Annotated in this window: 17 protein-coding genes; 6 read left to right on the forward strand and 11 right to left on the reverse strand. The window is 71.3% G+C overall.

From position 1 onward, the window contains the following. Window positions 1–87: 87 nt before the first annotated feature. From ACZ6ZP_RS40125 to ACZ6ZP_RS40140, 4 genes are all read right to left on the reverse strand, one after another. Window positions 88–876, reverse strand: a complete 789-nt coding sequence (locus tag ACZ6ZP_RS40125) for a sulfite exporter TauE/SafE family protein (protein ID WP_361471264.1) — start codon at window positions 874–876, stop codon at window positions 88–90. A 233-nt stretch (window positions 877–1109) separates the two neighbouring features. After that, complete coding sequence (locus ACZ6ZP_RS40130; RefSeq protein ID WP_469410361.1) at window positions 1110–1493, reverse strand: hypothetical protein; 384 nt, start codon at window positions 1491–1493, stop codon at window positions 1110–1112. A 56-nt stretch (window positions 1494–1549) separates the two neighbouring features. After that, window positions 1550–2356, reverse strand: a complete 807-nt coding sequence (locus ACZ6ZP_RS40135; RefSeq protein ID WP_469410362.1) for a hypothetical protein — start codon at window positions 2354–2356, stop codon at window positions 1550–1552. Continuing rightward, window positions 2353–2937, reverse strand: a complete 585-nt coding sequence (locus tag ACZ6ZP_RS40140) for an RNA polymerase sigma factor (protein ID WP_469410363.1) — start codon at window positions 2935–2937, stop codon at window positions 2353–2355. Before ACZ6ZP_RS40140 ends, ACZ6ZP_RS40135 begins: the two co-directional genes overlap by 4 nt. A 300-nt stretch (window positions 2938–3237) precedes the next feature. Here ACZ6ZP_RS40140 and ACZ6ZP_RS40145 point away from each other — a divergent pair, with 300 nt between their 5' ends. Both ACZ6ZP_RS40145 and ACZ6ZP_RS40150 read left to right on the forward strand, forming a co-directional pair. Continuing rightward, window positions 3238–3873, forward strand: a complete 636-nt coding sequence (locus ACZ6ZP_RS40145; protein ID WP_351168170.1) for an HAD family hydrolase — start codon at window positions 3238–3240, stop codon at window positions 3871–3873. A gap of 221 nt (window positions 3874–4094) precedes the next feature. After that, window positions 4095–5021, forward strand: coding sequence for a bile acid:sodium symporter family protein (locus ACZ6ZP_RS40150; RefSeq protein WP_361471272.1), 927 nt, complete (start codon window positions 4095–4097; stop codon window positions 5019–5021). A gap of 80 nt (window positions 5022–5101) precedes the next feature. Here the strand turns inward: ACZ6ZP_RS40150 and ACZ6ZP_RS40155 are convergent, their stop codons facing one another. From ACZ6ZP_RS40155 to ACZ6ZP_RS40175, 5 genes are all read right to left on the reverse strand, one after another. Beyond that, window positions 5102–5560: a nitroreductase family deazaflavin-dependent oxidoreductase gene (locus ACZ6ZP_RS40155; protein WP_351168166.1), complete on the reverse strand. Its 459-nt coding sequence runs from the start codon at window positions 5558–5560 to the stop codon at window positions 5102–5104. Window positions 5561–5741: 181 nt separating this feature from the next. Beyond that, window positions 5742–6476 carry a hypothetical protein gene (locus ACZ6ZP_RS40160; protein ID WP_366463094.1) on the reverse strand — a complete coding sequence of 245 codons (735 nt, stop codon included), beginning with the start codon at window positions 6474–6476 and terminating at the stop codon, window positions 5742–5744. Between the two features lie 164 nt (window positions 6477–6640). Beyond that, a complete protein-coding gene (locus ACZ6ZP_RS40165; RefSeq protein ID WP_399978463.1) occupies window positions 6641–8029 on the reverse strand; it encodes an MFS transporter in 1389 nt (462 codons plus the stop codon). Further along, window positions 8026–10050 carry a PEP/pyruvate-binding domain-containing protein gene (locus tag ACZ6ZP_RS40170; RefSeq protein ID WP_469410364.1) on the reverse strand — a complete coding sequence of 675 codons (2025 nt, stop codon included), beginning with the start codon at window positions 10048–10050 and terminating at the stop codon, window positions 8026–8028. Before ACZ6ZP_RS40170 ends, ACZ6ZP_RS40165 begins: the two co-directional genes overlap by 4 nt. After that, the gene (locus ACZ6ZP_RS40175; RefSeq protein ID WP_454429281.1) at window positions 10047–11402 is read right to left on the reverse strand and encodes an ATP-grasp domain-containing protein; all 1356 of its coding nucleotides are present in this window, start codon (window positions 11400–11402) and stop codon (window positions 10047–10049) included. Before ACZ6ZP_RS40175 ends, ACZ6ZP_RS40170 begins: the two co-directional genes overlap by 4 nt. A gap of 384 nt (window positions 11403–11786) precedes the next feature. On the opposite strand from ACZ6ZP_RS40175, the gene ACZ6ZP_RS40180 reads away from it, so the two are divergent. Both ACZ6ZP_RS40180 and ACZ6ZP_RS40185 read left to right on the forward strand, forming a co-directional pair. After that, window positions 11787–13082 (forward strand): PAS domain S-box protein, encoded by a 1296-nt coding sequence (locus ACZ6ZP_RS40180; RefSeq protein WP_366463091.1) that lies wholly within the window; start codon window positions 11787–11789, stop codon window positions 13080–13082. Between the two features lie 121 nt (window positions 13083–13203). Continuing rightward, window positions 13204–13596: a hypothetical protein gene (locus ACZ6ZP_RS40185; RefSeq protein ID WP_351168283.1), complete on the forward strand. Its 393-nt coding sequence runs from the start codon at window positions 13204–13206 to the stop codon at window positions 13594–13596. Between the two features lie 99 nt (window positions 13597–13695). Here ACZ6ZP_RS40185 and ACZ6ZP_RS40190 read toward each other — a convergent pair whose 3' ends face one another. After that, on the reverse strand, window positions 13696–14265 hold the full coding sequence (locus ACZ6ZP_RS40190; protein WP_351168156.1) for a TetR/AcrR family transcriptional regulator: 570 nt from the start codon (window positions 14263–14265) through the stop codon (window positions 13696–13698). A gap of 115 nt (window positions 14266–14380) precedes the next feature. Here ACZ6ZP_RS40190 and ACZ6ZP_RS40195 point away from each other — a divergent pair, with 115 nt between their 5' ends. Beyond that, entirely contained in the window at window positions 14381–15391 is a 1011-nt protein-coding gene (locus ACZ6ZP_RS40195) for an NADP-dependent oxidoreductase (protein WP_469410365.1), read from the forward strand. An 87-nt stretch (window positions 15392–15478) separates the two neighbouring features. Here the strand turns inward: ACZ6ZP_RS40195 and ACZ6ZP_RS40200 are convergent, their stop codons facing one another. After that, window positions 15479–16231, reverse strand: coding sequence for a TioE family transcriptional regulator (locus ACZ6ZP_RS40200; protein ID WP_469410366.1), 753 nt, complete (start codon window positions 16229–16231; stop codon window positions 15479–15481). 58 nt (window positions 16232–16289) lie between these two features. Here ACZ6ZP_RS40200 and ACZ6ZP_RS40205 point away from each other — a divergent pair, with 58 nt between their 5' ends. Further along, window positions 16290–17492 carry an erythromycin esterase family protein gene (locus ACZ6ZP_RS40205; protein ID WP_469410367.1) on the forward strand — a complete coding sequence of 401 codons (1203 nt, stop codon included), beginning with the start codon at window positions 16290–16292 and terminating at the stop codon, window positions 17490–17492. Window positions 17493–17723 lie beyond the last annotated feature (231 nt).

Below are 17723 nucleotides of genomic sequence, written 5' to 3' on the forward strand. Positions count from 1 at the left end.
GACGCTTGAGGGCGGGTCTCTTTCCCCTTGGCCGGTCGGTGTGAGTGTCGGAAGGGGGGACGTACGCCGACGGCGGGGTAGGCGGCCTCAGTTCAGATTCTGGGCGGCGTACAGCGCGCCGAGGGCGGCGGCGAGGAGGCCCAGAAGCAGGCGCAACGCGGTTTCCGGGAGCCGAGGTTGCAGGCGGGCGCCGAGGTAGCCGCCGATCAGACCGCCGAGGCCGCAGGCCAGGCCCAGCCGCCAGTCCGGTGCGACGGCTCCGGAGCTCGCCGGGGCCAGTACGGCGTACGCGGCGGCCCCGGCGACGGAGGTGGTGAACGTCGCGGCGAGCGTGGCCGGTGCGAGGCGGGCCAGTGGCATGCCGCGCGCGGCGAGGAGGGGACCGAGCAGGGAACCGCCGCCGATCCCGTAGATGCCGCCCACCACCCCGACGGCCAGAGCCAGGGCGGCGAGCGCGGGCGCCGACGGCTCGCCCGCGCGGGGATGCCGCCGGGCAGGGGGCGGACGCAGGGTGCGCAGACACAGCCAGGTGCCCAGTGGCAGCAGGAGGGCGGCGACCAGCATGCGGAAGACGTGCGGGCCGGGAAGGGCGAAGACCCGGATGGTGGCGCCGAGGATGACGCCGGGCAGCGTCCAGGCGACGAGGCGCCGGGCGAGGCGGCCGCGCAGAGCGCCGTCGCGACGGTAGCGCCAGAGGGCGCCAGGACCGGCCACCACGTTGAACAGCAGGTTCGTCGGCGTGACCGCGGGGCTGGGCACCCCGAGCACGCTGAGCTGGACCGGGAGGAGGAAGACCGCACCGGAGACACCGACGGGCGCGGTCAGCGTCGAGATCAGCAGGCCGGCCGCGAGCCCTGCCCAGATCGTCCAGTCCACCGCCGCTCCTGCCGCTCCCGGCGCTGCCGCCGTTCCTCGACCGCCCGGTCAGTATCGACGGATGGGGCCGCGCGGACGTGGGCCGGCAACGAGATGTTCACGAGCAGCAGGTGCAGCCCTGCTCGCAGCCGCATGCGTCCGCGTCCCCGATGCGGTCCTTCGGATCTGCTCGGCAGCGGAGCCCCGCCGTTGTGGCGGGGCTCCGTTACGGGACCATCTGCTGGTACGGGGGGCTACCGGTTGGCTGGGTCGGCCTGACGGGAGTCCTTGTCGTTCTTCCAGCGGTCGATCACGCGGCGCCCGAGGTCGTAGGCCATGCCGAGTGCGATCAGGACGATGCACGGCCAGACGTAGACCGGCTCGACGTTGCCGGTGGCGATGGCCACGGTGAGGCCGGTGCCGCCCGTCACGGCGCTGCCTCCGGAAATGATGGTGGAACGCGGGGCGGGGAAGCTCACTTCGACCCGTCGCGCCCCGGCGCCGCCTCCTGTGGCGCCGCCCATGCCGTCGCCTCTCAACAGGGTGGTGGTAGGGCCCGCGACGTGGGCGGGGATATGGCACTTGTCGGGCTGCGCCATCGCCTCGGCGTCCTGCTTCGCCCGACGCTTGGACGGCATAGCGGTCTCCTTCAACGGCTCGTCCTGTAGGGAACCTTGGGGCAGGGAGCGGTCTGCTACGGCCGCTTCTTCACGTTGCTCTCTCCGGTCACGATGCGCACGGTGCGGCGCGTGCGGGACCGCTCGCGAATCTCACGCAGGAGGCGGGCGTGCATCAGCTGGCTGCTTCGCGCGTTCCGGCTCTGCTCGTCGTGCAGGTAGCGCGCTGCTCGGGCCGTGCGGGCCGTGGCCCGGATGGACGCCATGGCCCTCCGAAAGGCCACGCCGAACCACATGCTGGCGACCACCAGGGCCGCCACGGGGAAGATCCCTCCCGGAGCGGTGAAAAACACCAGGGCCGCTACGGCGACGAGGACGCAACCGAGGCTGAGGCCGACACGCACCGTGCGCCTCCAACGGCCCGTGCCGGGAAGTGTGTTGGCGTTGCGCGACTGCCTCGAGCGCCCGCCCGTCCGCTCGAAGGGGGCAGGGTCGGGGTACTTCGTGGAGTCCAGGGTGATGATCAACCGGTCGCTCGGCTGCTGCTTGGGGATCTCGCTTTCGGCAGCCGGGGCGGCGAACGCCTCCTCGAGAGCTTGGGTCTCCTCCCTGCGCGCTCGCTGCCCCGCGCTCCGACGCAGGACTTCGGCCAAGTGCCGGTCGTAGTCGACGTAGGGGAGTTCGTCGAATCCCGGCTCCTCCAGCAGATGCTCTTGGACGATGGGGAACAGCATGTCCTCGATCACCGCGTCGCAGTGGTCAGGATCCTCCGCACGGCCCTCCTCCGCACGGCCTTTCGGGAACGGGATCTGGACGGGCGGGACGATGCGCGGGAGTTCAGGGGTGGTGCCGTCCTGACGCGGGAAATCGCTGTCCGAAGTCATTCTCCTGCCTCCTTATGCGTTGTCCTGGGGGTGCGTGGCTCCCTTATCAAGTCCGGGTAGTGGGCGGTGATGATGGTGCGCGCCCTGGCGGTCGCCCTTCGGTAGTGCGACTTCTCGGTGTTGACGGGGATGTCTTTGATGGCTGCTCGCTCCTCGGGCCCGTATCCCCAGGAGCCGAGGTACAGGCTCACCCGCTGTGAGTGCGGAAGCGGGGCGAGGACTTCGTACAACTGCTGCCGTGTGGTGATGAGCGCGAGCGGGTCCTCGATGATGTGCGCGGACAGGGCGCCCCGGTCGCCGGTGTCCTCGACTTTGCGGTGCGGGTTGTCCTTGCCGAGCCTGCGGTTCTCCTGGCGCAGGCGCTCGATGGCCCTGCGGCGCAGCACGGTGTGGAACATCGCCTCCGGGCTCTCGAACATCCACCAGCCGTCGTGGATCGTGGCCAGGGCGTCGTTCGTGGCCTCCTCCGCATCGGCCTGCCGCAGCCCCAGCCGCAGCCCGATGGCGATGCCGACCCGAAGGTGCCGGCGGAAGAAGCGGAGGAAGGCGGGATCTTGCTCCGCCGGTGGGTGGCCGGTCACTCGCCCTCGCTCTCTGATCCGATCATCGCCTTCGCTCCGGTGGTCTCGGGGGGCGGGCCTCAGAGGGCCCCTTCACTCAAGTAGTCGATGGCGGGTGCCTTCAGGGGTGCACTCGCGATGAAACTCCTCCAAGGGCGGTGATGCGGGGCCCGAGTGGTACGTGGTGTTCAGGGGTAGACCGGCGAAGCGATGAGAGAACTGCCGGGCACTCGGGCTCCGTAGGGGACACCTGCGGCGGCCGCATGTCATGAACTGGACATCCGCACTCTTTCGGTGCGCCAGGAGAGGGGCGATGACGCCATGAACAGATCCGTCTTCACAGGGGCGGTCCGCACGAGTCTCGCGCTCGGCACGGCCCTGGCGTCGACCGTGCTGTGCGCCACGGCGAGTGCGGCTGTGCCCGCGGCGGACGGCGGCACGGAAACGGCCGCCGTCGCGCGTGCGGGTACCGAACGCGGTTGCCCCGTCGTGTACTTCGACCTGGGCGAGACCCTGGTGCACACCGCCGACGACGGCAGTACCAGCTATCAGCCCGGCGCGGCCTCCTATCTGCGAGCTCTGCGTGAACGGCACATCAGGATCGGCCTGATCACCAACGTTCCGTCCTCCTGGGGCGCGACCGACGCCGAGCGTGCCGCACGGCTGAAGAAGGAGGTCGATGCCACGTGGCGGGGCTCGGCGCCCTTCGCCTGGAGGGACTTCGGCGACCGGATTCTCACGCCCCGCACGGAGGCGGAACGCAAACCGGCGCCCGCCCTCTGGGAACGTGCGAAGGCCGGCTCGGGCCGCTGCCGCCTCGTCTACCAGGCGGAGACGGCCGAAGAGGTCAACGTCGCGGCCTCGCTCGGCTATGTGCCGTACCAGGTCGCCCGGCCCCACAGGCCCGCGTTCCTCCCGGTCCGACTGATCGAACTCCTCGGCCACCGGACCCGTTGACCGACGTCCGTACGCTCCCGGAGGGTCTGTGGCACCCGGCGGGGCTGTGACGGAACAACCCCCTCACCCTCGACCCCCGCGCACCGGGCGAAATCGGTCGCCACGGCGGTCTCACTCAACTTCCGGGCGCGGGGCCCCGCACGCTCTGTGCCGCGGCGAGCGTGCGGGAGCCGTTCGGTAAGGTCGTGGACTTTTCGCGCGGCCTCCCGGAGTCTGTTCCCGTGGATTCGCCGCTGACCACCTATCTGCTGCCTGCCGTCCTCGCCGTGATCATGTTCGGTCTCGGACTCGGCCTGACGGTGGCCGACTTCCGCAGGATCGCGGCGTATCCGCGGCCGGTGGCCGTCGCGCTCGTCTGCCAGCTGGTGCTGTTGCCGGCCATCTGTCTGGGCCTGGTGCTGGCCTTCGACCTGGGTCCCGCGCTCGCCGTCGGCATGATGTTGCTCGCGGCCTCTCCCGGCGGCACGATGGCCAACATCTTCAGCCATCTGTTCGGCGGCGACGTCGCCCTCAACATCACGCTGACCGCCATCAATTCGGTCATCGCCGTCGTCACCCTGCCGATCGTCGTGAATCTCTCGCTCGACCACTTCATGACCGGCACGGACGAGGCGCTGGGACTGCGCTTCGACAAGACACTGCAGGTCTTCCTCATCGTGCTGGTGCCGGTCGCGGCGGGGATGCTGGTCCGCCATCGCCGTCCGGAGTTCGCGGAGCGCTCCACGCGGGCGGTCAAGGTGACGGCGGTCGCCGCGCTCGTCGGCATCATCATCGCCGCGCTGGCCGCCGAGCGGGAGAACGTGCTCGGCTATCTCGCCGATGTCGGCCTCGTCGTCTTCCTCTTCGGCGCGATCTCCCTGACCGTCGGCTACGGCGCGACCCGGTTGGCCCGCGGCGATCACCGGCAGTCCGTCGCCACCTGCTTCGAGATCGGCATGCACAACACCACGCTGTCGATGGCGATCGCCCTCAGCCCCTCGCTGCTGGACAGCACCCGGATGGCCATTCCCTCCGCGGTGTACGCGGTGGGAATGTTCGCCATGGCCTTGACCGCCGGCTTCCTGCTGCGCCGCATCGCCCCGGCCGAGACTGCCGCCGCCGTCGCGGGAGCACCTCCGGCGCCCCTCCGAAAGCCTGAAGCCGAGTAGGCGGGTGCGCATGCGGTGGGGGTCGGCGGTGGGGGCGGAGGCGTTGTCCCGCCTCACACGAGCCTGCCCGGCCCCGGAGCCTAAGCCTGCCCGGCCAGGTGCTCGGGTTCGAGTACGAAGACGGGGATCACGCGGTCGGTCTTCTCCTGGTAATCGGCGTACGGCGGATACGCGGCGACCGCCCGCTGCCACCACAGGGCCTTCTCGTCCCCGGTGAGCTCACGGGCGATCATGCCCTGGCGTTCGGGGCCGTCCTGGAGATCCACCTGCGGGGCGGCCTTGAGGTTGAAGTACCAGACCGGATGGCGCGGGAAGCCCGCCTTCGACGCCACCGCCGCGTACCGCCCCTCGTGCTCCACGCGCATCAGCGGAATCTTGCGGATCCTGCCGCTCTTCGCGCCGCGCATCGTGACGATGACGACCGGCAGGCCCGTGTCCCAGAGCGTCGTGCCCTCTGTGCCACCCGAACTCTCATACAGCTCGACCTGTTCGCGTATCCACTGCGCCGGACTCGGGTCGTACGGGCCCTCAAGAGGCATCGCATTCACCGCCGTTGTCGTGTGCGGATTATCTCGGGACAGTCCAACACAAGCCTCGCGCGAAGGGGAGACCGCCGTTCCCGCTCTGTCCGACCCGCGCCAGACTCTGCCCGACCCGCACCAGGCCCACGTTTCCCCGACGTCATCCCCCCGGGGCTCTCCCCGGCGCCTTCGGTGAGCTCTACGGGGTCTGCGACGCGGGGTGGGCCAGGTCCTTGAGGGCGGTGGGGGTTTCCAGGCCTCCGAGGGGGTGCCACGTGTTGCCGGCCTGGGCCGTGAGCACGATCAGCGCCGCCACGAAGGTGAGTGAGGCCAGCACGAAGGAGCCCTGGAGGACGTAGGGGTCGTTGGGGTCGGTGCGGCGCAGCAGGAAGAAGGCGTGCACGGCGGGGGCTGCCGCGCCGAGGCCGTAGCACCAGAGAGCCAGGTGGTTGACCGTGGTGCCCAAGTGGCGACGGGCAGCGGGAGCGTGGGCGAAGAGGTCGTTCAGATGAGTGCGGACGGCCGTCTGGAAGGCGGGGTCGCGGCCGATGTCGCCGACGCGTGTGCGGTCGCGGACATGCTGGTACCGGCCGATGGCGCGGAACGCGGCCGCGGTGACCGGGTGCGCCGGCTCAGCCGCGGTCTCCGTCAGCTTCATGCCGTCCCGGTCGAGCAGCTTGTCCTCGCTCATCAGACGGACGGCCACCGCGGCCGCGCGAGAGGAGTTCAGCAGCAGCCTGCCGGGTTGGTGGTCGGTCGAGCACAACGGTTCGGAGGTGCTCAGCAGGTCCGCGTGGTACGCGTCGAGCCCCGGCCAGGCCCGCACCTGCCGGACCGTCCGAGCCTCCACCGACCGCCGCCACGGCCGCGTCACCAGACCCAGCACGATGTTCACGCCGGCCAGCGAGACCAGGCAGGTCATCAGCATCTCCATGGACACGACGATCGATGGCGCGATGTGCGGCCCGCAAGACCCGGGTTCCTACCGGCGCTCCAAACGGGGCCGCGTAAGCCCCGACAGGGTCATGATGACCCTGCCCCGCTGACACACGTTCCCCCAGGGCGCTTACGTCAGCGGGGCAGGCATCCACGCCGCGGCTACATGTCCGACCGCGGTCTGCCGCGCCCGCCTCCGGCCAGCCGGTTCGCGTCGGCTGCGTCATCCACGGCAGTTGTGTCGGGCACCCCGGTCTCGGCCGGGAGCTCCGTTGGTACCGGCGGCTCCTGGCCCCGCTTCACCACCCCGCTGCGCAGCAGCAGTTGGAAGGCTCCGAGCAGTACCGCCGTCGCGAGCGCGCTGTGCCACAGCAGGGCGTCCAGGTGTCCGGCGGAGAGGTAGGCGCCCGCGGCGACCGCGGCCAGGGCGCACACCGCGCGGTCCACGATGCTCTCGATCGACAGCAGCGTGGCGCGCGGGGCGTGCGCGGGCACCGCGTCGTTCACCAGCTTGCGTTGGATGGGGTACGCGAAGCCGGTCGCGGCGGCGAACAGGCAGAGCAGCGCGACCACGGCCCACGGCCCGCCGAGCGTCATGGCCGCCAACGTGCCCGCGAGCGCGAGGCTGAGGATCGAGACCCAGGCCACCGGTGGCAGACGGCGGCTCAGCCACTGGGGGCGGGCCGAGGCCACCGCCTCCGCCACCGTCATCGCGGCAAGCACGCCGCCGTGCGAGGCCTCCGCGATGCCGTGGTCCAGCAGGATCGGCTGGAAGAGGTTGACCTGGCAGATCCGCGAGAGCGTGAAGACGGCGACGCCCTGCACCATCACCAGCGCCAGCCACCGTGAGGAGGCGACGCAGCGCAGCGCGGAGCCCGCGTCCCGCAGGAAAGCGCCGCCCCTGCGCCCTGCCGCGGCCTTTTCCGCGCCGCGGCCCGGCCCCGCGAGCCGGGGCAGGGCGATGGCGCAGGCGAGGGAGCCCGCCGCGCTGGCGGCGCTGAGGACGTACGGCGCCCCGTGGGCGAGGGCCATCAACGGGCCGACCAGCGGCCAGCACACGACTTTCGCGGCAAGGCCCAGGGCCCGCGCGGTGCCTTCGGCCTTGAGGTAGTGCTCGTCGCAGTTCTCGGCCCGCAGTCCGTCGTACAGATAGGCGCTCGCCGCGCCTGAGGTGAGCGAACGGCCCGCGGCGATGGCCAGGAAGTGGACGAGGAATCCGGTGTACGAGGCGCTGATCACCGGTGCCAGGTTCGCCGCCGTCATGACCACCGCCCCGGCCCGCAGGCAGTTGCGGGTGCCGATCCGGTCGGCGATCAGCCCGGTCGGGATCTCGAACAGGCAGAAGGCCACGTAGTAGATGCTCTGGATGCCGAAGATCTGCGCGTCCGTCAGGCCGGCGGCCTTCTGGTAGGCGTAGAACACCGGCATCCACCACAGCAGGTTGAAGAGCAGCTGGAAGCCGTAGTTGAGCCGGATGATGCGGCGGGCTGTGTCCGTCAGGCCGCCGCCCCCCTCCTTGCCGGGACGCGCCCGCCCAGGTCGCGGGCTCACAGCGCGTACGGGCGGATCTGGACCAGGCGGAAGTCGCCCCGCTCGGTCATCAGCCACTCGATGTCCAGCGGCTTGTCCACCTCACCACCACCGAGGTCCGGCCCGCTGAAGTGGGACTGCAACAGCCGCCCGGTCAGGGACAGGTCGGCGAGCCGGGCGCGGGTGGCGGCGGACAGCGCGTCGCCCCAGGAGCCCAGGGCGACGGTGCGGCCGCCGCCCTCCACCGTGTTGTAGAGGTACTGCTGCGGCAGGACCGAGCCGTCGACCACCTGCTCGGGGGAGCCGGGGGAGCAGTTGAGGTAGACGTTGCGGAAGTCCTCGCGGCGGGTGGGGTTGCACGTCACCAGGACACCGCCGAGGGAGGCGGGCACGTACTTCTGGATGATCACGCCCATGTAGGTGTCGTCCAGGGAGATGCCCACCTGGTGGCGCAGGCGCACGCTGCGGGGCGACACCAGGGAGGCCCACACCTGCCGTACGGCGTCCAGGAGTTCGCCGGTGCCGTGCACGGTGGTGACGGAGTCGTAGACGCCCGCCGCGGAGAAGCCCGGAAGGTCCTCGGCGTTGGACGAGGAGCGCACCACCAGACGCGGACGCGCGCCTTCGCTGGCGGGAAAAGCCTGGCTGATCTGTCGGGCGACCGTCTCGGGGAGGGGCGTGTGCCGGATCAGGTGCTGAAGTTGCAGGCACAGCGCGTCCAGGACGTCGGTGGCATCGAGTTCGAGCGCCATCTTGAGCTTGCCGATGCCCTGTTGGAGGGCGGGGGAGGAGGCGAGGAAACGCTGCTGGAGCGCGAAGGGCAGCGCGACGCCGTCCGGCGCGCCGACCGTCCGGGCCACGAAGTCGGCGGCACCGGCGCGCAGTTCGGCCGTGGAGGGCGCGTGCAGGCCCAGCCGGGCCGCGAGGTGCCCGTGGAGGTCCTGGCGCGGCGGGCGGGGCCGGCCGTAGAAGGCGGTGAGATCGGCCGTCCTGCTGTCGAGTACGTGGTGCAGCTCGCCGAGGTTGGCCGCCTTGGTGCCGTACCGGTCCCGGTCGCTACTGCGCAGCCGGTGCAGGGACAGGACCGGGGTGTCGTCGAGCAGGGGCGGTTCGAGGCGGATGCGTTGCTGGTGCCAGGCCGGGGCCTGCAGGTCCGGCTCGTGGTCCAGCCGCTCCAGGGAGATCTCGTCCTCGCGCACGCGGTAGCGCACCCACGCCTCGTCCAGGCCGTCCCGCTCGACGAGGTGGTCCAGGTCGCGCACGATCGCGTTGGGTATGCCCCAGCCGGAGGCCAGGACATTGGTGTGCGACAGCGGGGTGATCGGCGCGGTGTTGAGGAAACCGGCCACCCGGGGCACGTCGTCGGGCAGGCATGGCATGGCCACGATGTCCGCCCAGCCGAGCAGGTCCTCCGCCGCCGCGTACTGCTCGGGCGTACGGAAGTAGCGCAGTCGCCCGGTGGCCTCGCCGACGTTCAGCGGCGTGCGGGTCCTGGAGCCGAAGAGCTCATGGCTCAGGATGCGCGGCACGCGCAGTTCGCTGATCGCCGTCAGCGCCTCCTCCTGCCCGTGGTTGGCGGGCTTGAGCAGGACCGGCAGCCTGCCGTCGACCCGGACCCGGACGAACTCGTAGAAGAGGCAGAGCAGTTCGCCGTGCATGGTGTCGGCTTCGGTCGTCTCCAGGACGAGGAAGGTGCGCTCGGGGCCCTCCGCGTCCTGCTCGGTGTGCAGGGACAGCACGCCGAGCAGGAAGCGGCGCCCGCGGTCCATGTAGACGGAGGTGTTGAACGCGTCCAACTCCGCGTCCAGCGCGGCCAGGTCCATGCCCAGGATGCGGGTGGCGATGTAGTTGACGTGGAAGGGGTGTGCGGCCGTGTCGAGGAGGTGCCAGGTGTTCTCGGCACGGTCGACGACGACCTTGAGGTAGGGGTGACCGGCCAGGACGCCCGAGAGCGTACGGAAGAGCGGCAGGGAGAGGTTCTCGCCGACGACCGTGCGGTCCGCGACCGGTTCGGCGGCGCCGCTGAACAGCTGGGCGGTCATCGGGACACCTGCGCGGGCTGTGCGGCGGGCAGGACGCGGGGCAGGGCGTCCACCAAGGTCTCGAAGTCGCGCAGCACGGTGGCCGGGTCGGTGGCGGAGAGCAGGCACAGGGCCGCCATGGTGTTGGCGCCCGCCGCAGGGTCGTAGACCGGCACGACGTCGCCGTCGGCGAGCGAACTCTCCGCGACCACCGACAGCTCGCTGCCCCCGCTCAGTGCCACGTCCGCGGTGACCGCGGAGAAGTCCCAGACCTTGCGGCCCGGCCAGGCCTTCCCCTGTCCGTCGACCGCGAGGACGACCAGGGAGCCCGCCGCGCCGCGTGCCTGTTCCGGCGTGAGGGCCTGCTCGGGCCACGCGACACGGTGGCCGAGGAGGTGGTCGACGAGCATGCCGACCAGGTCCAGCCCGAAGACCTCCTCGATCTGCGGCACCGTCATCGCGCCGCCGAAACGGGCGGCCGTCTCGATCAGCCACATGCTGCCGTCCGCGCCGAGCTTGATCTCGGTGTGGATGCCGCAGTCGCGCAGGCCGAGGGCGTCGACGGCCTCCCGGGCCAGGGCCACGATCCGGTCCTGGGCGTCCGGGGGCAGCAGGGCGGGGGTGATGCCCGCGCGTTCGGTGAACGGCTCGACGGTGGGCATCCGGCCGCTGAGGCACACCGGGTGGAAGACGCCGTCCGCCACGACGCCCTCGACGCTGACGTAATCGCCCCAGCCGGGTTCGTCGAACCAGTCCGCGGCGGTGCCGGTCACGATCTGCTCGACGACGAAGTCCGTGTCGGCCTCGGCGACATGCAGCTCCGCGTACCCCAACTGGGCCGATTCGGCCATCACTTCCCGCGAGCGGTGCCAGGCGCCGGACACCTCGTGGGGGGAGCGGATGATCTGGTGCGCGGTGGACCCCGCGCTCCAGGCCGCCTTGAGGAGCAGCGGGAAGGGCAGGGCATCGGCCGCCGCGTGCAGGTCCGCCTCCGTGGCGACGGGGCGGAACGCGGGCTGCGGCAGGGCGTGTCGCTGCCAGGTGCGCCGCATCAGACGCTTGTCGCGGGCGAGCGCGGCGGCGCTGCCGGCCCCGGCCAGGCCGAGCGCCTCGCAGGCCTCGGCGACGGCCACGACCGCGTACTCGGAGAAGGTGAGCACCGCGTCCGCGCCCACGGCCCTGGCCTGCGAGACGATCAGGGACACCAGGTCGGAGCGCTGCGCATCGGTCGGTGTCACCACCGTGGCGCACAGGCTGTGGGCGGCGCCTGCCACGGAGGGAGGAAGAGCGCTGAGCGCCAGCAGGTGCACTTCCGCCCTGGCGGCCGTCCGGGACAGGACGTGACCGAGCGGCGGACCACCCTTGGCATGCACTAACAGCACCTTGCTCACTGAAGTTCGTCTCCATTCGTCCGGTTGGTGCGTCTCGTCGTACGGGTCGGTGACGCGCGTAGAGCGCGGGGGAGATCACCCCGTGTCCATCGCGGGGCGTGTTCACCCGCACACTCAAGGAGACCAGGCGACAGGCGCCCGCGGCGCCACGGGGGACTCCGTGGACTCAGGCAAATGCCTGAGTACCAGCACGCGTTGGGCCGCCCGCGGGGTGCGCGAGGGATCACGGGCCGACGCGCGGTCGCGCCGTCGCACTCGGGCGGCCCGCCACTTCGGCCGAGAACCGAGCATGTGCGCGACCGGGACGGGATACGCATCGCGTGGTGACTGTGCGTCAACCAGCCGTATACGGACGGAGAGACCGCTGTGGACGATGCCAACCTCAAGGCGCTGCTCGAGAACCTTCCCGTGTTCTGGTGGGAGGTCGATCAGCCGTGGCAGGTGCTGGAGAGGGGAGGCGGCGCCTTCGCCGACACCGGCACGGCGCAGCGCTTCCTGGAGCGGATGCACCAGGAACTCTCGGCCCCGGGGCACCCACCGCAGCAGGGCTGCTGGCAGGCCCGGTTCGACGGCCGCACCTTCGACGTGAGCTCGTCACTGGACGAGAACCACGCCCCCAGCCGTACGCGCGGCCTCGCGGTGGAGGTCGACGCCCACCCCACCGCCCCGCGCCGGTACGCCGCCTTCGCGGACCTCGTCGACCTGGCCCCGGCCGCCGCCTTCATCCGGGACCGGCACGGACGCTACCTGTGGGCCAACCACGCCTACGCCCACCTCTACGGCACCACGCCCCAACAGCTCGCCGGCAAGTGCATCGAGGACTTCGACGCCCCCGCCGAGGCCGTCCAGTTCCGCGCCCTCGACCAGGAGATCCTCACCCGGGGCACGCCCGTACGCCACACCCTCGGCTACCGCCGCCCGGACGGCAGCGTCGGCCAGGCGGTGGGCCACCGCTTCCCCGTACGGGAGAACGCGCAGACCTGCGTCGCCGGGATCTACGTGGACATCACCGACCACCTCCGCGCCATGGTCCAACGGCGGGAAGCCGAGGAGAACCTCCAGGCGCTGCGCGACCACAGCGGCGTGCCCTGCGCACTGCTCTCGGCCAACGGGCGCGTGCTCGAGGCGAGCGCGGCGGCGGCCGAGCTGGTCCAGCTCAGCCTGCCCCACCTGGTCGGCCGCCGCGCGCACACCCTGCTCGCCCCCACTCCCGAGCTCGACCGGCTGCGCCGCGGATGGAACGGCCTGATAGCCCGCCGCACCAGACGGGTGGAGACCTCCGCCGTGCTCGTCGACGCCCAGGGGCGCCAGCGCCGCGCGCAGCTCCACCTCACCACGGTCGGCCATACCGCCGCCCGCGCCCGGCACGTCTGGGCCGTCGTCACCCATCAGAGCCTGGCCCACGAGGCCCACCCCTCGCTGACCGCCGCCCAGATCCGCATCCTGTCCCTCCTGGCGGAGGGCAGCAGCAACAGTGATATCGCCGCCTCGCTGAAGCTGTCCCGGCAGACGGTCGACTACCACCTCAGCCGCCTGCGGGACATCCTGGGCGCCGCCACCCGCCCCGCCCTCGTCGCCCGCGCCTACGTCCTGGGCATCCTCGCCCCCCGCGCCTGGCCCCCGCGCTCGGCCACGGCGGCGCATCCGCTCAGTACGGCCTGACGAGGACCTGACGGGGACCTGACGGGGAGGAGAGGCTGGTCGGCCCGGCCTGGTTCCGCCTGGTGGGGCGTGACCAGAGCGACGATCCGGCTGTTCGCGACGCCGATATGCTGAGTCCGTGATGATCAGGGGGAAGGGCGGGCAGTGGCTTGTCGCCGCCCTGACCGCTTGTGCGGTACTCGCCTCAGGGTGTACGGACTCGGTCGACGCCGACGAACTGCCCGGCGTGTACCGCAACGACGCGACCGGCGGCGAGATCCAGCTGGAGTCCGACGGGGCGTTCTCCGCCACTGATGTGTCGACCGGCGTGCTCCCCGGCCCCGCCGACTTCAGCGGCCGCTGGGAGTTCGTCGACAACGACGCGTCCAGCGACTTCGTCTACCTGACGGTCGACGACGGCGGACTCGGCAAGATCGGCGGCATCCAGCTCTACCCGGGCGGCCGGGAGACGGTGGAGTTCCGCACGCCGGACAAGCCGCCGTCCCTGGTGCTCACCCGGGTGGCAGCGCCGTAGATCCCGCGTTCCCGGTCCAGGTGAGATCTGGTCCCCGTGCGCGTGTGGGTCGCCGGCACCAACTGACGCACATCGCCCCCTGCTGTCCGGCCGGGCAGATCACTGTGCCGGTGGTGGCGCCTCTGCGGACGTCAGAATCGCGCTCGCGACAACCGCGAAGAGGCGATCGGCGCGGGACGCGAGCGAAGGCTGATCGCCGAGCCAGGCGAGCGCCGCGATCAGCGCGAACAGATCGGTGCCGTCGATGTCGGTCCGCGCCGTGCCCGCGGCCTGGGCGCGGGTGAGGAGACGCGCTCCGGCCGCGCGCAGGGTGACGCACGAGGCGTGGAGCGCTGATTCGGTGTCCTCGATGGCGGCTGCCATCAGCACGGTCACGCCCCGGTACTCGGTCGTCCACGCGACGCAGTCGCGCAGCCATGAAGCGAGAGCGTCTTCGGGCGAGTTCGACGTCTCGAGTTCGGCTGCCTTGGCCGTCAGTTCGTCGAAGCTCGTGCGGAGCAGGGCCTCGAGCAGGGCCTCGCGCGTGGGGAAGTGCCGCAGCAGGGTCGCGAGCCCGACATCGGCCCTGCGCGCGATGTCGCGCAGCGACACGTCGACGTCCTGCTCGGTGATGGCGGTGCCCGCTACTGCGAGCAGGTGGTCGCGGTTCTTCCTGGCGTCGGCCCGCATCTGTCCCTCTTGCTTGACTATCCGGATCAGTGGTCCATATATTCGGATCAGTGGTCCACTTATGTGGATCGCTGATCCGAATAAGCCTATCCCGCAGCGCGGGCAGGAGAAGACGATGCCGACACACACGATGAGGGCGATCCGGCTCCACGAGCACGGCGGCCCAGAGGTGCTGCGCTACGACGAGGTGCCGATTCCCGAGCCGGGGCCGGGCGAGGTGCTCGTTCGCGTCCACGCGGCCGGCATCAATCCTCCCGACTGGTACCTGCGCGACGGGATGTCCAATCTGCCTGAGGAGACGAGGCCGAAGTTCAGCCTGCCCGTGATTCCGGGGACCGACCTGTCGGGTGTCGTCGAGGCCGTCGCCGCGGACGTGGACGGTCTCGCCGTCGGTGACGAGGTCTTCGGCCTCCTTCGCTTCCCCAGCTTCGACGGCAGCACCTATGCCGAGTACGTGGCCGCGCCCGCGTCGGACCTCGCACTCAAGCCGCCCGGTATCGATCACGTGCACGCCGCCGGGGCGCCCATGGCCGGGCTCACCGCATGGCAGTTCCTGATCGAGCTCGGACACGATCACCCGTCGCCCTTCCAGGCGGCGAAGCACCGCCCGGTGCCACTCGACACCGACACGACGGTGCTCATCAACGGCGCCGCGGGCGGCGTGGGGCACTTGGCGCTCCAGCTGGCGAAATGGAAGGGTGCACGGGTCATCGCGGTGGCATCGGGCGCCCATGAATCGTTCCTGCGCGAGCTCGGCGCCGACCAGTTCATCGACTACACCAAGAGGCGCCCCGAGGAACTCGTGCACGGCGTCGACCTCGTTCTCGACGCCGTCGGCGGCCCCTACAGCAGGCGCTTCCTGCGCACGCTCAAGCGTGGCGGCTCCCAGTTCCCCGTGTTCTTCGGCGAGTTCGACGACGAAGAGACCGCGAAGCTGGGCGTCACCGTCACGGCCACCCAGGTCCGCTCGAACGGCGCGCAACTCGCCGAACTGGGAAGCCTGCTCGACGCGGGCACGGTTCGCGTCGCGATCGACAGCACGTTCGCGCTCGCGGATGCCCGGGCCGCGCACGAACGCGCTGCCCGAGGGCACATCCAGGGCAAGATCGTGCTCACGGTCGCTTAGGGGCGAGCTGCTCGACCGACGCGCCCCTCGGGCGCGCGAGCAGCGGCCCGGCCCCCGGAGCCGCGCCGACGGCTGACGGACACCGGCTCAGCCGTGCTCGTGCAGGTACGCCTCCAACTGCGCGGCCCCGGCCAGCATCGCCCGTCCGCGGGCGGACAGCCGGCCGTGCCAGTCGCGCAGTGCCGCCTCCAGCGGCTCCAGCCCGCCGGCCGCCCGTACCTGGGCGATCAGCGGGGCGATCTGCTCCAGCAGGTGGCCGCCCCGCCGGAGTTGGTGGGCCAGCCGGGCGTCTCGTACGTCGGCCTCGTCGTAGACGCGGTATCCGGTCCGCGGATCGCGGCGCGGGCGCACCAGACCGGCGCGCTCCCATTTGCGCAGCGTCGCGGGCCGGATGCCGAGCTGCTGGGCCAGCGGCCCGATGAACGTGGAGCCGGGCGGCCCGGACACCGCGGCCGGCTCCGGTCCCGCACCGGGCCCGGGCGCCGGGGCGGGCTCCAGATCGCGCAGGGCCTTCTCCACGGCCTGGAGGGTCCGCCGGTCGTCGAGGAGCTGGGCGTGACTCTCGTCGATGCGGTGGAACGCCTCGTCGGCCGCGCCCTGGTTCACGGCCCGCATGATCGCCGTCGCCGTCGCGTGGCCGTGGCCGGGAACCAGGGCAAGGAACGCGCGCAGGGCCCCGGCGTGCAGCGCGGTATAGGTGCGGTAGCCGTGGGGTGTGCGCTCGGCGGCCGGAAGGATGCCGGCCTCCTCGTAGTTCCTGACCGCCTGCGTGGACAGGCCGTGTCCGCGCGCCAGGTCGATCGGCCGGAGTCGCCCACCGTTTTGAAGGTTTCGTCCCATGCCCCTGCCGATATCGCGGAGAAGTTTCAACCGAGGGTTCAACGATACCGTTTAAGGCATGGCTACTGACATCCAGGACACCGTCCACGCCGTCGAGGCTGCCGCCGTCATGAGGCTGCTTGCGGCCCGACCCAGGCTGCTCGCGCTGGGCGAGCCCACTCACGGCGAGGACGCTCTGCTCGAGCTGCGCAACGACCTCTTCCGGCAACTCGTGGAGCAGGAGGGCTACCGGGCGATCGCGATCGAGAGCGACTGCATGATGGGCCTGGTCGTGGACGACTACGTCACCTCGGGTACGGGCACTCTCGACGAGGCCATGGAGCACGGCTTCAGCCACGGCTGGGGCGCCTCCGCGGCCAACCGCGAGCTCGTGCGCTGGATACGGGCCCACAACCAGGGGCGGCCCGCCTCCGAGCAGGTCCGCTTCGCCGGTTTCGACGGCCCGCTGGAGATGACCGGTGCGGCGAGCCCGCGGCAGGCCCTCACCGCCCTCCACGCCTACCTCGCCGACCGGGTGGACGCGGACCTGCTCGCCTGCACCGCGCAGACACTCGACGGCCTGCTCGGCACCGACGACCGGTGGACCGACCCCGCCGCGATGATGGATCCGGCCCAGTCCGTGGGGCAGTCGGACGAGGCCGCTCGGCTGCGGCTGCTCGCCGACGAACTGGCGGCGCTGCTCGAAGCACAGCGGCCCCAGCTGAGCACGGCGACGTCGCGCGACGGCTGGGAGCGGGCGTGTCTGTACGCACGCACCGCCACCGGCCTGCTGCGCTACCACCACTGGATGGCCGACACCTCACCGGCCCGACTGACCCGACTGGCGGGCCTGCGCGACCAGATGATGGCCCACAACCTCCTGGCCCTCGCCGAACGGGACCCGGCCCTCATCCACGCCCACAACAGTCATCTCCAGCGGAACAAGAGCACGATGCGCATGGGCGGGCTGCCGCTGTCGTGGTGGGGCGCCGGTGCGCTGGTGAGCGCCCGACTCGGCGAGGAGTACGCCGTCGTGGCCACGGCCCTGGGCACGATCCGGCACCAGGGAGTGGAGGCCCCGTCGCCGGACAGCGTCGAAGGGCTCTTGTACGCGCTCCCGGAGGACCGCAGCGTCATCGACGCCCCGCGGCTGGCGGCCACTCTCGGCGACGCGCTGCCCGCACAGCGCGTATCTCCCTGGTTCGGCTATGCCCCGCTGGACCCGGCTCACCTGGCGGACAGCGACGGGATCGTGTTCGTCAAGGACGTTGCACAGGCCTGAAGCCGGCGCCGCGGGGCAGCCGGTCAGCGTGCCGGGGAAGCCCGGGGAAAGACGTTGGGCAGGAGCGGTGCTGTCGGACAGTCAGAGTATTTCGCCGGTGCGGGGGGTGGTTGCCAGAAGGGTGCGACTTGGGGGATGGTTGCCTAAAGGCAATGTTTCTACGAGTTGATGAGGTGAGGGATTCGCCCAGCGAGTCCTCCGTTTTTGGTCGCTACCCGAGCGCAGACCGCC

The organism is Streptomyces sp. NPDC054047 (genome assembly GCF_055585065.1).